This window comes from Bacillus sp. ms-22 (assembly GCF_009759805.1).
Taxonomy (GTDB): Bacteria; Bacillota; Bacilli; order Bacillales; family Bacillaceae; genus Bacillus; species Bacillus xiamenensis.
This window is the reverse complement of sequence record NZ_CP046653.1, coordinates 874,616-889,917: the sequence shown is the minus strand read 5'-3', so window position 1 is coordinate 889,917 and position 15,302 is coordinate 874,616. Positions and strand designations below refer to the sequence as shown.

Here is a 15,302-nt window from a genome sequence, read left to right as displayed (position 1 = left end):
TCCCCCAGTCGCCTTAAAGTGTGACACCTGTTTTAAAAATAGCCAGCTCTCTAAAATTGTTTTTTTCATGATTTAATTGCTTTCCACTCGCCACATCAATAATCGTTGAAATGAATTTTTCTAGCACCACTTCTTCAGGTACATCCTCAAGCAATTCCCCAGCATTAAAGTCAATCCAGTGTTTTTTTGTTTCATATAAGGCAGTATTCGTCGAGACTTTCATCGTTGGGACAAACGTGCCGAACGGTGTCCCTCTGCCTGTCGTAAAGAGCACCAGCTGACAGCCAGACGCTGCAAGGGCAGATGAAGCAACTAGATCATTACCAGGCGCACTTAAGACATTCAGCCCCTTTCGTTTCAGCAATTCTCCGTATTTCAACACATCCTTAATAGCGGAAGTACCCGCTTTTTGTGTACAGCCGAGAGATTTATCTTCTAATGTCGAAATTCCTCCTGCTTTATTTCCCGGGGAAGGATTTTCATATACTGGCTGTTGATGATCCATAAAATATTGTTTAAAATCATTGATCATTTGCACAATATTGTCGAAGGTCTCTTCTGATTCCGCTCTCTCCATTAAGATGGTTTCAGCCCCAAACATTTCTGGCACTTCGGTTAATACGGTTGTTCCGCCCTGCGCCACAATAAAGTCGGACAGTCTGCCTAACAGCGGATTTGCAGTAATGCCAGAAAAACCATCTGATCCTCCGCACTTCAAGCCAATTTTCAGCTCAGATAACGGAATCTCTTCACGTTGATCTTCTTTCGCCGCATCATAAATTTCCTTGAGTAAAGCGACTCCAGTCTCTATTTCATCTCCTACTTCTTGGCTCCTTAAAAATTTCACTCTCGTCTGGTCATACTCCCCTAATGTCGCCTGAAAATCTTCAATGTCATTGTTTTCACAGCCAAGCCCTAGAACGAGTACCCCTCCAGCGTTTGGATGCTTGACAGCATTTTGTAAAATGGTTTTTGTATTTTCATGATCGTCCCCCAGCTGTGAGCATCCATAATTGTGCTTTAATACTAACGCCGTTTCAAAAGGATGGATGTTTCCGCCCATTTCAGCGGTAAATATTTGAATGATTTGATCGGCGATGCCATTGACGCAGCCCACTGTAGGGACAATCCAAAGCTCATTACGTATCCCACTTGCACCATTTTTTCGTTTATAGCCTTTAAATGTCAGATTCGTTTTTTCATAGGGGTTTTCTGTTAAAGACGGTTGATATTCGTAATCGAGCTTACCTGATAGATTCGTTTTAATGTTATGCGTATGCACCCATTCTCCCTTAGAAATAAGTGTAGTTGCATGACCAATCGGATAGCCATATTTGATGATATTCTCGTTTTGCTTGATATCAGCCAGTGCAAATTTATGACCTTTGGCGACGGTTTCTTTTAAAACGATTGTATGCCCCTGGTACTGAAGTTCCTCACCTTGCTCAAGCACTTTTAAAGCAATCCCTACATTATCTGAAGGATGAATCACAATAAAGTCTCTCATGCCTTCTCCCCCTGACTTTCATATTGATGATGGAGCATTCGGTCAACAGCAGCTCTCATCCCGTTTTCATGTATGAAGGTAAGCTGCTTGGCTACTGCATCATTCAGCCCTTCTATACTCGTTAAGTCCATCCCCCATATTGCCTCACTTGAAAGAATATGATGAGCCATGGATTCATAGGAATGATTCATTTCTTCCTGCGCTTCCTTCATGATTGCCATCACAGTCTCATCATCCTTTACCTTATCTGTATTGACTTGATAAAAATAAATAAGACTGCTGAGTGAAAAGACAAGCTTCATTGGCAGCTGTTTTTTTAGCCCAACATAATCAAGAAGGGATGGGAGAATACGCGCCCGAAACTTAGAGACACCATTCAATGCAATATCCAGCAATTGATGTTTCACAAACGGGTTGCAGAAACGATCCCAAACGGATTGTGTATAAAGAAGAAGCTCATCTTCAGGAAGGGGCAGACCTGGCAGCACTTCCTCCTCGAGCATACTTCGGATGAACGAACCAACAAGCTCATCATCCACAGCTTTTTTTACAGTATCTAAACCACATGAATACGCGATTGGCACCATCGCTGTATGTGCACCGTTTAAAATACGGACCTTGCTCATTCGATAAGGAGTGATATCCTCCACAAAAAGCACGTTTAGCCCTGCTTCTTGAAAAGGAAGCTCTTTTTCAACAAATGCGGGTGCTTCAATGACAAACAGATGATAATATTCTGCCGTGACAAGCAATTCGTCGATATATCCGTCTTCCTTTTGCACAGCTTCAGCTGCTTCCTTTGAAAATCCCGGGACAATTCGATCAACAAGCGTATTACAGAAGGTGTTCGCTTTCTTCAGCCAAGTAACAAAGTCAGGCGGAAGATCCCACTCAGCCGCCATAGCAGTCACGTATTCTTTTAATCTATCACCGTTTTGCTCGATCAATTCACAAGGCAGGATGATCAGTCCCTTATTCTCATCTCCTGCGAATGCTTTAAACCGATGATATAAGAAGGCTGTCAGCTTTCCTGGAAAACTTACCTGCGGTCTGTCTTCTAACCGATCCTCTTTTCTTAATACAAGTCCTGCCTCAGTTGTATTAGAAAAGACGAAGCGCAGATCAGGACTTTCCGCTACGTGTAAAAAGGCCTCGTAATCTGTATACGTACTGATTCCCCTGCTAATGGATTGAATGACGATACGTTCGTTCATTTCTTTTTGATCATGAAAGCCCTGAATACATAAAGTGTACAAGCCGTCTTGTTCATTTAAAGCCGTAACTGATCCTTTTCGAGGAGGAACAACAACGGCTCTTCCTTTAAAATCTGTACAGTCGTTTAGTTTCTGGATGTGCCAATTGATAAACCCTCGCATAAAATTCCCTTCACCGATTTGCAAAATCGTTTCTGGATACTCTGCCACCGGGTAGACAGCTTTGGATAATCGCTTCAAATGGTTTCCCTCCCTGCATATATTGCACACGTGAACATTTTTGATTAAAAGATGCAGATCACTGCACCTTTTTGACTGAATCTCTGATCATTAGCTCTGTGTGTACATACACTTTTTCCATATGATCTTCTTCTTTCTCTTCACCGTTTATGACTGAAAGGATCGCTTCTGCTCCAAGCGCACACATTTTTTCAATCGGCTTTTTCACTGTTGTGAGAGCTGGTGTGGTATAGGATGAAAATGCAATATCATCAAAGCCGATAATCGACATATCGCCTGGGCACGTTTTCCCTTTTGCATATAGTGCATTCATCGCACCAATGGCCATGTCATCGTTTGAGCAAAAAAGGGCTGTTGGCGGCTCATCAAGATTCAGCAAGGCTTCCATTGATTCATAACCGCTTTTCATGTGATAGTCACCTTTGATCATATATTCCTTCTTCATTGGCACATGATGATCAATTAATGCTTGCAGAAAACCAGCTTTTCTTTCTTGAGTCGATTTAAAGCCTTCTTTCCCTTCAATGATGGCGATTTGTTGATGCCCCTGCTGAATGAAATAATGTACAGCTTGGTATGCCCCTTCACTATCATCAGCTAATATATTCATCACTTCATTACTTTCCACACGGCGATTCAGTACAATAATCGGAATGCCCTGTTTTTTCACATGATGGATAAACGCTTCATCATGCTCACTTTGACTCATGAGCAAAATTCCATCATAGCGTTGTTTATGAATGGTTGTGTAATCATGAAAGTCATCAATTCCTCTCACAAACAAATGATAATGCTCTGTCATCACACTGTTAACACCCTTTAATGCATCAACAAAGAAGCTCGAAGATGTGCCTTCTGTTAAACTCGTAAAAAACAGACCAATTGTAAATGATTTTTGGGAGACAAGGCCTCTGGCATGAACATTCGGTGAATAGTTCAGCTGTTTTGCAATCGACAATATTTTTTGTTTTGTTTTCTCTTTAATAAAAGGACTGTTATTCAAAGCCCTTGATACCGTGGTATGAGAGACGTTTGCCAATTTTGCTATGTCTTTGATTGTGACTGTCATGCGATTCCGCCTTTTATGATTTTTTATCATCTTATCATAAAACCGCTTTCATTATCTTGCCTTATTGTTCATGTGATCTTGCTTTTTTGCGGCAGATCCTTGGCTCGATCAAATTGAAAATACTGCTTTGCATTTTCATAGCTGATTCCTTTCACAATTCCCCCTAGCAGTGAGAGATCGTATGGCGCTTCTCCTTTTTCTACCCAATCTCCGATGATATCACAAAGCAGTCTGCGGAAATATTCGTGTCTTGTATACGACAGAAAGCTGCGTGAATCTGTCAGCATCCCAATAAAACGGCTGATCAGTCCGATACTGGAAAGAGCCATCATCTGCTCTGTCATTCCTTGTTTCGTATCATTAAACCACCAGGCCGTACCATGCTGAATTTTCCCAGGTGTCTTCCCATCTTGAAAGCTGCCAGCTAACGTTGAAATCACGACATTATCCCTTGGATTCAAGGAATAGAGAATGGTTTTTGGCAGTGCATGTTCTTGTTCTAATCGATCTAATATTCGGCAAAGGGGCTTTGCTATGTCCTCATCATTCATCGCATCAAATCCCGTATCTGGTCCAAGCCGCTCAAACATTTTCGTATTGTTGTTTCTAAGCGCATTAATATGAAGCTGCATTGCCCATCCCCGCTTGCTATATGCCTGGCCTAATTCAATAAATGTATGCGTTCTAAATTGAATCTTCTCATTTTCTGTCAATGGATGGCCGGACAGCCTTTTATGAAAGATGGTGTCCACTTCTTCTTCTGTCGTTTCTTCATAGGTCATTTCATTGATGGCATGATCTGAGATCAAACAGCCCTGCTCATGGAAAAAGTCAATTCTCACATGAAGGGCTTTTAAGAAGTCTTGATAAGACTGAATTGGAATAGCTGATGTCTCTGCCAGCTGATGAACATACTCGATAAACAGATCATTCGTTATATCCAGTGCCTTATCTGGCCGAAACCCTGGCAGCACTTGCACAGAAAATTCTTCTTCCCGTAATTTTTGGTGATAGTGCAGCGAATCGACCGGATCGTCTGTGGTCACAACCGTTTCGACATTTGATTTCACAATGAAATCTCTCGCACCAAACCCGTCACCCTGCAGCTTCTTATTTACTTTTTGCCAGATGATGTCTGCATTCTCTTCATTCAAAAGTTCTTCGACTCCAAAATACCGCCTCAGCTCAAGATGAGTCCAGTGATAGAGAGGGTTTCCTATGGTCATCGGAACGGTCTTCGCCCATGCTAAAAATTTCTCTTCATCTGATGCATTTCCTGTTACGTGTGTTTCGGGTACGCCATTGGCTCTCATCGCACGCCATTTGTAATGATCTCCGTAAAGCCATGCTTCGGTTATATTTTGAAACGTTTTATTTTCATAGATTTCTTTTGGACTTAAATGACAATGGTAATCGATAATCGGAAGGTCCTTTGCAAACTCATGGTATAGCTTTTCCGCCGTTTGACTGTTCAATAAAAACTGCTCATCTAAGAAGGCTTTCATCAAACTCCCCCATCTCTTATATTTATGAAAATTAATTTGTTCACGTTAACATTTTTATTGTAATCGTTTACAAAATTGATTTCAATCCTAAAAACAGAAAAAAACGATCTTCTTTAGAAAAGAAAATCGTTTTTTGGCTATTTTACAGATGGTGGTTTTTTAAGGATAATCGCAATAGTTGTTCCTTTACCTGGTTCACTTTCAACTAGAATATCACCGTCGTGCAGCAGGACCAGCTCTTTTGCAATCGCCAGCCCTAATCCTGTTCCATTCGTTGGATCATTCGTATTTGTTCCTCTATAGTAACGATTAAATAAGTGATCAACCGTTTCTTGCGCCATTCCGCGGCCATTATCTTTCATTTCGATCCGAACTTCTTCATTTGTTTCAGATAGCACAGCTATAATGTGAGTACCTTTTTGGTTATGCTTAACGGCATTTGCCAGCAGGTTCTCAATGACTCGTCGAAACCAAGCTTTATCAATCTCAAACGTGACACCCTCTGTTCGATCTTCAAAAGATGACGGATAATCTTCAGAAAATGAGCTTCTTGAAAATTCGTCCATAATGGATGCTAAAAATTGACCAAGATCGACAGGTTTTCGATTAATTGGCAATGCACCATTTTTCAACCGATACGTGAGATTTAAATCCTCAATCAAGGTCGACATGTATTCTGATTTCTCACGAATGACTTGTCCCATTTCCATGACTTCTTCCTTGGACCATTGGTATTGATCTGATTCAAGCATCAAACCATAGCCATAAATCGTACTAAGAGGCGTTTTCAAATCATGAGACAGCCCTGCAATCCATTCTTCCCTTGTGGTTTGAATTTTTCTTCGGTTTGCTTCATTCTCTTTTAACGTATTTGTGAGCTGATCCATTGCTTTGAGAATATCCTCAAACAGCCGGTACTCCCGCTTAATACGGCCTTTTTTATTTTTACTAACTGGGATGCCTTTTCTGTTTGTTGGCTCCTGCAATTTATTTCTTGATAGGAAAATCAGCCAGCGAATAATGTGATAGATCGGCAGTCCGTAGCGATACGAGTACCATAATGTCATCACAACAATAATAGTGAGTGCAAGACCTGCAATCAAGAACGTTGTATATTGGTTTAATGCCTCTGTCTCTTTATCATAAAGCTCATCTGGGCTGTATACTTTGTTTGGCACCGAAACAATCATATACAGACCCTTATTCACTTTGATGTAAGACAGGTCACTTCTAAACTCCCAAGGCTTTGATTGATACTTGAGCAGTTCAACATCCGTTACATTATTTTTCAAATCACTTTTCGCTCGAATGCCTTTTAAATATTTTCCTTCTTCATTAAACAGGTGCACCGATCCATTCATTCTTTTCAAAAATTCTTTCGTTTCAACTGAATATTGAGATAGTGCAGCCAGGTTTTTCTCGTGCTTCTTAAGATAATTGGCTACCTTTGTACTGTTCGTCTTAAATCCATATAATACTATAAAGCTTTCTTGATCAATCTCAATTGGCCAGAAGTACATCTTATAATCTTTAAATTGTCTTTTTTCAAAGATCTTGATCATTTCATCCTTTTCATAGGATGTTGGAATGTTTTTAGGGAGGTGATAGCTATAGACGTTGTGTTTTTTTGAATCAATTACTTGCAGCCAGCCGTCCCGCTTTTTTACTGCTTGTTTGAGCTGATCATCGGCTTCCATTTTTCCATCCTCGTTAAAATAGAGCCAGCTCATGAGTGTATCTCCATCTGCCTTTGTTAAACCGGTTTCAGTCATATTCTCATAGTGTTTCTTATAATAAAGATTTTCAGAGAATGTATTTCCAATCAGCAAAATGGCAATGACAATAAACATTTGCCCGACAAAGTGAAAGAAAAGTTTTGTTCGTAAATTCATAAACTAATGAAGAACCTTCACAGGCTGCGGAATGAATTTATAGCCCATACCACGAATCGTCACAATATATTCGGGATGACTTGGATCTAATTCTATCTTTTCTCTCAGCTTTCGGATATGAACCATGACGGTGTTGTTATCACCATACGATGGTACGCCCCATACTTTCTCATAGATTTGATCTTTTGAAAGTACCACATTCGGATGATCACAAAAATACTTCAACAAGGACAAAAGCTGAGCAGAGCATGCCGTCACCTCTCCTCTTACTTTCAATTCAGCTGCATGAGGATGATAGGAGAAATGGGCATATTCATATTGGCTTTGAGCCTCTTCCTGCTCCTCCTGTAAGGAGATATATGTTCGGTTTAAGTGCGCCTTAATTCTTGCCACTAGCTCTAGCGGATTAAAAGGCTTTGTGATGTAATCATCTGCACCTTGTGCAAATCCAGTCAATTTATCTACATCAGACGTTCTAGCTGTTAAATAGAAAATGGGTGATTTCGTATATTTCCTTATTTCAGGCAAAACATCAAAGCCAGACTTACCGGGCATCATCACATCTAGAAGTAAAAGGTGAATGTCCTCGTTCTTCACAATATCTAATGCTTCATCTGCATGGTAGGCTTTATAAATATGTTGAAATCCTTCTTTTTTTAATACGCGTTCAACCATTTTTACAATTGCTTCTTCGTCATCTGCAATCAATATTTTTGCTGTTTCCACGCATCTCTTTCCTTTCTAGCTATGATCTCTAACCGTATATTACCATTGTCTAAAGTAAAAAAATACCTCTTTTCTGCATAAAAGCGAAAAAAGATCGACTTGAAAAAAAGCAGCACCATATTTTCAGAAGACGAAAAAAACCCGGTATCCCTACCGAGTTTTTTGTCCACCTATTACCCGTTCACAGCTTCTAGCTTTCTTTCATGATTCATTAAATCATATGTTAAACAAATCGGCTTATTCGTTCTAGGATCAAGAACGATTTCTGCATCAATGTGGAACACCTGACTAAGTACCTCTTTGGTCATGACCTCATGAGGCGTACCGTCTTTAATGACTTTCCCTTGATTGAGGGCAATCATGTAATGTGAAAAGCGCGCTGCATGATTCAGGTCATGAATCACCATCAGTACGGTTCGTCCCTGCTCTTTATTTAAGCGTTCTAATAACTGAAGAATTTCGAGCTGATGAGCAAGATCCAAATACGTCGTTGGTTCGTCTAATAGTAGCAGCTCTGTTTCCTGAGCGAGCGCCATTGCAATCCATACACGCTGACGCTGTCCACCAGATAGTGCTTCAATTGGACGGTCATGAAAGGCAATCATTCCCGTCTCCTCAAGCGCCCATCTGATGATTCGTTTATCCTCATTCGTTAGACGTCCAAATCCATTTTGATGCGGAAAACGCCCATATGATACAAGCTCATAGACTGTCAGCCCACTTGGTGCTTCAGGAGTCTGCGGTAAAATCGCCATTTGTTTTGAAATTTCTTTTGTTGGCGTTTGATGGATGGCCTGACCATTTAAGTAAACAGCGCCTTGATGGGATTTCATGATACGGGACATGGTTTTTAAAATCGTTGATTTGCCGCACCCATTCGGTCCAATTAATGTGGTCACCTTTCCTTTTGGGATACTGATATTTAGATCGTCGACAATCAAACGGTCATGATAGCCAATACAAAGCTTTTCTGTTTCGAGTGATTTCATCTGTTGTACTCTCCTTCCTCATTAGTTTGTTTTCATCAATAAGTAAATGAAGTACGGTGCGCCTAAAGCAGAAACGACAAGTCCTACTGGCACCTCTGATGGAGCAAGTATGACGCGGCCAAGTGTATCTGCGAGTAATAATAGTAGTGCGCCGATCATAGCGGAAGCTGGTATCATTCCTTGATGCTTCGGTCCAACAAGCTTTCTCGCAAGGTGTGGTGCGGCTAATCCTAAGAAAGAAATACTGCCTGCCACAGCGACACTTGCACCTGCTAATGCTACTGCAATCAGCATGAGAAAACTTCTTTCTTTATGAACGGAAATCCCTAAGCCATAGGACAGTTGATCACCTAAATTCATGATATTTAAGTAGCGTGCCCTTACAAGCGCTAATACTAAGAAAATCAGCATCCATGGCAGCACAGACAGGACATACGTCCAGCTTGAGCCCCAAATGCTTCCCGACAGCCACACAATGGCTTGGTTAAAATCATTTGGGTTCATTTTTAATTGAATCACTACAATGGCTGCTGAAAATGCAGCATTTACACCAATCCCAGTTAAAATCAATCGAACAGGTGTGATCCCCTTTTTCCACGCCAGCACATAAATGAGAAATGCAGCAAAGCCTGCACCTGCAAAAGCGAAAAGCGGCAATACAAATATCGTGAAATCACCTAAGTTCGACATCGAGCCTTGAAATGCAAAAATAAACAAAACAACTGCAAAGCCTGCACCCGCATTTACACCTAGAATGCCGGGATCAGCTAAACCGTTTTGAGAAACGCCTTGCCAGATGGCACCTGATACAGCGATAGAAGCGCCAACAAGTAAAGCAATGACCATCCTTGGAAGTCTAAACTCGAATAGCACTAGCTCATCCATTTCACTACCGAATCCAAAAAATGTTTTTAATGTATCCATCGGAGAAATCCGAATTTCTCCGGTATTTAAACTGATCAGGAACACAGCCATGATCGCTAAAAAGATCATAAGCATCGTTCGTTTGTATTTCTTTCTCTTTGCTTGCTGTACCATTTCCATTTAAATTCCGCTCCTTTCACGTCTAGCCAAATATAAGAAGAAAGGAACGCCTATAATGGCTGTAATGGCACCAACTGGCGTTTCAAAAGGAGCATTGACCAGCCTTGCAGCAATATCTGCATAAATGAGCAAAACAGCTCCTAAAATAGCTGAGCATGGGATAATCCAGCGATAGTCCACTCCGACCAAGAATCGAGTAACATGAGGAATCACCAGCCCGATAAAGCCAATAGAACCGGCAACTGACACAGCAGCACCTGTTAAAAGAATCACGACCAATATTCCAAGTACCTTGACAGTTCGCGTATACTGTCCAAGTCCTTTGGCCAATTCATCACCTAAGCTCAGAACAGTAATCGAGCGGGCAAGAATCATCGCGATAATTAGCCCTGCAACCGCAACTGGAATGATGATCTTAATATTGCTCCAATTCACACCAGCCACGCCGCCAGCGTACCAAAAGCTCATATCTTGGGCGACGTCAAAGCGGATGGCAATCGCTGAGGAGATGGAGCTTAAAAGTGCTCCAACAGCCGTACCAGCTAGTGCGAGCTTCACAGGAGTCAGTCCCCCTTTTGAAAGAGTCCCAACACCAAATACAATAGAAGCACCAAGTGCCGCACCTACAAATGACCAAAGAATTAATGTGAAAGAAGATTGGCCTGGGAAAAAAGCAAACGCAATGGCAATCGCAAATGCTGATCCATTTGTCACACCCATGATTTCAGGAGACGCAAGCGCATTTCTTGTCATGCCTTGCATAATGGCACCCGATACGGCTAAAAAGGCACCGACGAGTGCTGCCCCAACTGTACGCGGCAGCCTTAATTCCCGAATGATTTGATGTGAAGTTTGTTGTGGATCAAAATAAAAGACGGCTTCCCATACGGTGTGTAAATGAATGTTTGCCGCTCCTAACGATACTGATAAAAAAAGACCAAATGCTAAAGCAATGATTCCTATGATGACAACAACTGCTGTTCCAAAGGGCTTCGTGACAATATCGATTGCATCGTCTTTGGCTGGCAGCTGTTTATTCGATTGTGAGCCCAAAACCAGTCTCTTCCTTTCCATTCATATCTATTTCTTATTACTGATAATGATTATCAATCTCGAAGTCTAGTATATCACTTTCTTTTCTTTTTGAAATCATTGTTCTGATAATTTTCTTTATTTTCACCAAAAAACCGGGAGAATTTCACCATTTTCATTTCGGTCCTAAAATAGACGATGCATTTTTGCTTCCATCATGTTACGATATAATCGAAATTGAGAATCATTATCAAAAACAACTGAATAGGAGAGAACTTTTGTGAATAAACGAACTGGACTTCTTTTGATTTCCTTCATCACCCTTATGCTTTTTACCGCTGCTTGCGGCAGCACTTCAAATAAAGAATCTGGCGCCAAAAAAGATGCCACGATCACCTATCAAGATGTAAAGGGTGAAGTCGAACTCCCCCAAAATCCGAAGCGAATTGTGCTTCTTGCAGAAAGCTACTACGGGGACCTCGTAACACTTGGCAAAACCCCAATTGCTGCAACTGCGCCCATCTTTAAAAACCCTTTCTATAAAGGAAAAACGGATGGGGTTCAAAATCTAGGGAAAGCCCCCTCTGTTGAGAAGGTAGCCGCACTTAAGCCGGATATGATTATTGCTTGGGATGAAGATCAGAAATTTGACCAATACAAAAAAATTGCACCAACCGTCGCAATTAAATACAATCAATATTCTTTTAAGGATCAACTAAAAGAATTCGGTAAAATGACAGGCACATCAAAAAAAGCTGCAGATTGGATCACAAAATGGGATGCCAAAATTGCAGAAGTGAAACCAAAGGTAACAAAAGCTGTTGGAAACAAAACAGTATCCATCGTATCACCATTTGATAAAGGCATTTATATTTTCGGAAACACCTTTGCACGCGGCGGGGAAATTATTTATGACGAGTTGAAATTAAAAGCACCGAAGGCCGTCCAAAAAGAAGCCATCGACAGCGGTGTCGGTTATGCAAACATTTCTCTTGAGAAACTTCCAGAGTTTGCAGGCGACTATATTTTCACCAGTCCGTGGAGCGGCTCAAAAAGTAATGGTGAGCAGGTATATAAAAGCAGCATCTGGACATCACTTCCTGCTGTCCAAAACAAACGCGTATTCGAAACTGATCCGATCGGTTACTTCTTTAATGACCCTGTATCACTGGAAGGTCAGCTTGAATTTATTGTGGATCGATTAACATCAGCATCATAAAAAAAAGACGTTTCTCCAACAGCGGAGAAACGTCTTGCTTATTCTGCTTCTTTAGCAAATTTCTTTGACATGAATGGATACAGTAAAATCCCTACTAAGAAGAGACCAATTCCAAGACCAAATGTTTTCAAATCAGCTGTTCCTGAAATAATGACCCAAGCTGAATACCCCATAGCAGCAAGCGCGATGATCCCGTCTCTTGCTCGATTGCCTTTTTGGAGATCATATGTGTCGCCTTGCATAATGACCTTAAAGCTGTAGATCGACGACACGATATACGGAATGAGATACGCAAGTGTCGCTGATGTTGTTAAGAAGGTAAAAGCTTCATTGATCGTACGTGACATGACTGAAAAAATAAACAGCTGTGACATGATATTTGTGACAGTCAAAGCGAAGGCAGGGCTTCCCTTTTTGTTTGTTTTTGCAAATACCGCTGGGAAATCGCCAGCCTTTGCTGCTTGATACGGTACTTCAGAGCCTAGTAAAATCCAGCCAAGCATCGAACCAAATAAACAAATGATTGCAAGAAGTGCCATGACAATCCCGCCAGCTGGCCCAATAATCAGCTGAAGTACATCTACGAATGGTTTGTCTGAGCCTTGCAATTGATCATGCGGCAAGACGCCCATCGTAATCAGCGTAATAATCATGTAGATAGACAGTGCAATTAAAAGTCCTGTAATCGTCGCACGTTTGACATCACGCTGCGAGGACGCTCTTCCTGATAAAATCACAGCAGATTCGATGCCGATAAATGCCCAAAGCGTGGAAATAGCCGCATGGTGAATTTGGCCTCCAAGTCCGAGCACTCCTTCTCCATCTGATGCTGCAACAGGGAAGTAATAATGTTCAAATAATGCGGTTTGGAATGCGAATAAGCCCGCTACAATAAAAAGCACAAATCCAAGCACCTTTGAAAAGGTCGTAATAAAATTAAGTTTACTTGCTGCACTTAAACTTGTGATTAAAATGGTATGAGTTCCCCATAGAAGGATGGTACATACGATAAAAGTCATGAGCTGACCAAGTGTGATCGCTTCTTTCCCAAAGGTCAAAATTTCCGTCTTAACGGTTAGAATAGGGAAAAAGGTTGTTAAATACCCGGCAAGACTTGTAATGATGGCGACATTACTAATCCAGCTCGCTACCCAGTAGCCCCAAACCATTGTAAAACCGGCTGCTTTTCCTTTTTTCGGGTCTTTAAAAAGCGCTCTCGCATAGCTTTGTGGCCCAGCTGTCAGCTGCGGCTTATGGATGGACAAATGTCCAAATACAAATGCAATCATCAGCACACCGCCACCTGTGACAAGCCAAGCCATCGTCACGCCTAAAGGACTTGCGTGCTGGGCAAGTGTACTTGGCAGCATAAAGATGCCTGACCCTACCATATTTCCGACGACAAAAGCCGTCAATAACCAAAAACCCCATTTTTTTGTCTGTTCCATTTTCGTACCTCCGTTATATTCACTTCGGACCAGACCCGGCAGTATCTTCATTGATATATTTGTGAAGCAATGACTCGCATTCTTTATGTTCATGTGGGGTCACTTGTTGTGCAGTATCCCCTTTTCTTAGACAATCAGAACATAAAAAAAAGCCTGAACAAAAGTCCATGCTTTTCAAAACATACACCTTGATCTCCGGATAGCCCTCCACGCTTCAAAGACGTGGCAGTCCTGCATTTATTCAATGCAGACCCAGCATAAAGAAAGTTGGAGCTTTCTCTACACTTCGGCGCTGATGCCTTTTTTCTCATGATCTACGATTCCATCTCTCCCATGAGTGACTCATCATCCGCGCAACCTCTACCTCACTGAGACATAGCGTGAGGATTTCTATTCATTTTTTACTACACGAAGGTTATCAAACATTCTCACATCTGTCAAAGGGAAAATCATAGAAAAAAGGCAGAGAAGCTTTTCTCTGCCCCAGATTGTTGGACAAAGGGCTAAAATGATCTTTATTTTAGCCCTTTGTCTTCTTTTTCAGCGTGACCTGAAAACCTTTGCAGTCTAGGAAGGACGAGTACCGGTGCGGAGCGAATTTGACATTCGTGAGCACCGGCACGCAGGACTGACAAAGAATGCGAGGGTTTGTCTACACGCTGGGCAGAGAAGCTTTTCTCTGCCCTTTACATGCTTATTGATGATTGTTTTTCTTCTTTTGTACAGCTTCCTGAAGCGGATCGCCTGCTAGTTCTTTACTAGCTTCTTCTAACAGCTGATCTACCTGCTGATGGTCTTTCTCACTTTTCGCCTTTTTATCCTTTTGGAAAAATGACATCGCTGCTTCCCCCCTTTTTATAAAATGCCTTTGCCTGTTTAATTTGCGCTACAGCACTCAGCATTATACAAGGGGAGAAGGCTCATTCATCATGAAAGGTCTTTCTCATTTTTTGCAAATAAGCTAGAAATGTCTTTAAGTCTTCCTCTGTGAAGTCTGACATCATATGCTGAACCACTCTTCCAAAAAGACGTGTATGCTTTTCGTAAATAGCCAGCCCTTTTTCTGTGGCTTCTAACCGTACAAGCGATTGGTCCGCCTTGTCCCGCTCTCTCTGAATATAGCCTTGCTCACATAATTTATTGAGTGCAATCGAGGCGGCACCTGGGTTTAGAGAAAGTCTTTGTTTTAGCTCTTCGGCGTGTGATACTTTGCCTTGTATCAAAATAGAAAGAGCATATATCTGCGGAGGCGTGATGTCTTTTTCTAACTCAAGTAACTTGCGGTTTAATTTACGGCTGACTTCATAATGTACAAGAACAATTTCTTTTAAAATGTCTGCATTACTCATCCGAATCGCATCCTTATCGTTAGTGTCAACATGATTTCCTTCTTATTATAGAATGTTTTTCCAATCAG

General features: G+C 41.4%; 13 protein-coding genes and 1 riboswitch. Of the genes, 1 reads left to right on the top strand and 12 read right to left on the bottom strand.

The window, feature by feature from the left end; genetic code table 11:
* Nucleotides 1-13: 13 nt before the first annotated feature.
* From GPA07_RS04545 to GPA07_RS04505, 9 genes are all read right to left on the bottom strand, one after another.
* Nucleotides 14-1,507 carry a UxaA family hydrolase gene (locus GPA07_RS04545; protein ID WP_071168625.1) on the bottom strand — a complete coding sequence of 498 codons (1,494 nt, stop codon included), beginning with the start codon at nucleotides 1,505-1,507 and terminating at the stop codon, nucleotides 14-16.
* Nucleotides 1,504-2,961 carry a tagaturonate reductase gene (locus tag GPA07_RS04540; RefSeq protein ID WP_157292095.1) on the bottom strand — a complete coding sequence of 486 codons (1,458 nt, stop codon included), beginning with the start codon at nucleotides 2,959-2,961 and terminating at the stop codon, nucleotides 1,504-1,506. Before GPA07_RS04540 ends, GPA07_RS04545 begins: the two co-directional genes overlap by 4 nt.
* Nucleotides 2,962-3,019: 58 nt before the next feature.
* Nucleotides 3,020-4,030 carry a LacI family DNA-binding transcriptional regulator gene (locus GPA07_RS04535; protein WP_008356587.1) on the bottom strand — a complete coding sequence of 337 codons (1,011 nt, stop codon included), beginning with the start codon at nucleotides 4,028-4,030 and terminating at the stop codon, nucleotides 3,020-3,022.
* A gap of 68 nt (nucleotides 4,031-4,098) precedes the next feature.
* The gene (gene uxaC / locus GPA07_RS04530) at nucleotides 4,099-5,535 is read right to left on the bottom strand and encodes a glucuronate isomerase (RefSeq protein WP_157292094.1); all 1,437 of its coding nucleotides are present in this window, start codon (nucleotides 5,533-5,535) and stop codon (nucleotides 4,099-4,101) included.
* A 137-nt stretch (nucleotides 5,536-5,672) separates the two neighbouring features.
* Nucleotides 5,673-7,427, bottom strand: coding sequence for a HAMP domain-containing sensor histidine kinase (locus tag GPA07_RS04525; protein ID WP_008356582.1), 1,755 nt, complete (start codon nucleotides 7,425-7,427; stop codon nucleotides 5,673-5,675).
* Nucleotides 7,428-7,430: 3 nt separating this feature from the next.
* Nucleotides 7,431-8,153, bottom strand: a complete 723-nt coding sequence (locus tag GPA07_RS04520; protein WP_008356581.1) for a response regulator transcription factor — start codon at nucleotides 8,151-8,153, stop codon at nucleotides 7,431-7,433.
* A 173-nt stretch (nucleotides 8,154-8,326) separates the two neighbouring features.
* On the bottom strand, nucleotides 8,327-9,142 hold the full coding sequence (locus tag GPA07_RS04515; protein ID WP_071168622.1) for an ABC transporter ATP-binding protein: 816 nt from the start codon (nucleotides 9,140-9,142) through the stop codon (nucleotides 8,327-8,329).
* Between the two features lie 21 nt (nucleotides 9,143-9,163).
* Nucleotides 9,164-10,186 (bottom strand): FecCD family ABC transporter permease, encoded by a 1,023-nt coding sequence (locus GPA07_RS04510; RefSeq protein ID WP_008356577.1) that lies wholly within the window; start codon nucleotides 10,184-10,186, stop codon nucleotides 9,164-9,166.
* The gene (locus tag GPA07_RS04505) at nucleotides 10,187-11,239 is read right to left on the bottom strand and encodes a FecCD family ABC transporter permease (RefSeq protein ID WP_008356576.1); all 1,053 of its coding nucleotides are present in this window, start codon (nucleotides 11,237-11,239) and stop codon (nucleotides 10,187-10,189) included.
* 259 nt (nucleotides 11,240-11,498) lie between these two features.
* Between GPA07_RS04505 and GPA07_RS04500 the strand changes: the two genes are divergently transcribed.
* The gene (locus GPA07_RS04500) at nucleotides 11,499-12,437 is read left to right on the top strand and encodes an iron-hydroxamate ABC transporter substrate-binding protein (protein WP_157292093.1); all 939 of its coding nucleotides are present in this window, start codon (nucleotides 11,499-11,501) and stop codon (nucleotides 12,435-12,437) included.
* Nucleotides 12,438-12,475: 38 nt separating this feature from the next.
* On the opposite strand, the gene GPA07_RS04495 is transcribed toward GPA07_RS04500, so the two are convergent.
* From GPA07_RS04495 to GPA07_RS04485, 3 genes are all read right to left on the bottom strand, one after another.
* Nucleotides 12,476-13,885, bottom strand: a complete 1,410-nt coding sequence (locus tag GPA07_RS04495) for an amino acid permease (RefSeq protein WP_008356574.1) — start codon at nucleotides 13,883-13,885, stop codon at nucleotides 12,476-12,478.
* Between the two features lie 192 nt (nucleotides 13,886-14,077).
* Nucleotides 14,078-14,256: riboswitch (Lysine riboswitch) on the bottom strand.
* Nucleotides 14,257-14,579: 323 nt separating this feature from the next.
* Complete coding sequence (sspJ, locus tag GPA07_RS04490; RefSeq protein WP_008347117.1) at nucleotides 14,580-14,723, bottom strand: small acid-soluble spore protein SspJ; 144 nt, start codon at nucleotides 14,721-14,723, stop codon at nucleotides 14,580-14,582.
* 82 nt (nucleotides 14,724-14,805) lie between these two features.
* Entirely contained in the window at nucleotides 14,806-15,234 is a 429-nt protein-coding gene (locus GPA07_RS04485; protein WP_008361625.1) for a MarR family winged helix-turn-helix transcriptional regulator, read from the bottom strand.
* Nucleotides 15,235-15,302: the final 68 nt, after the last annotated feature.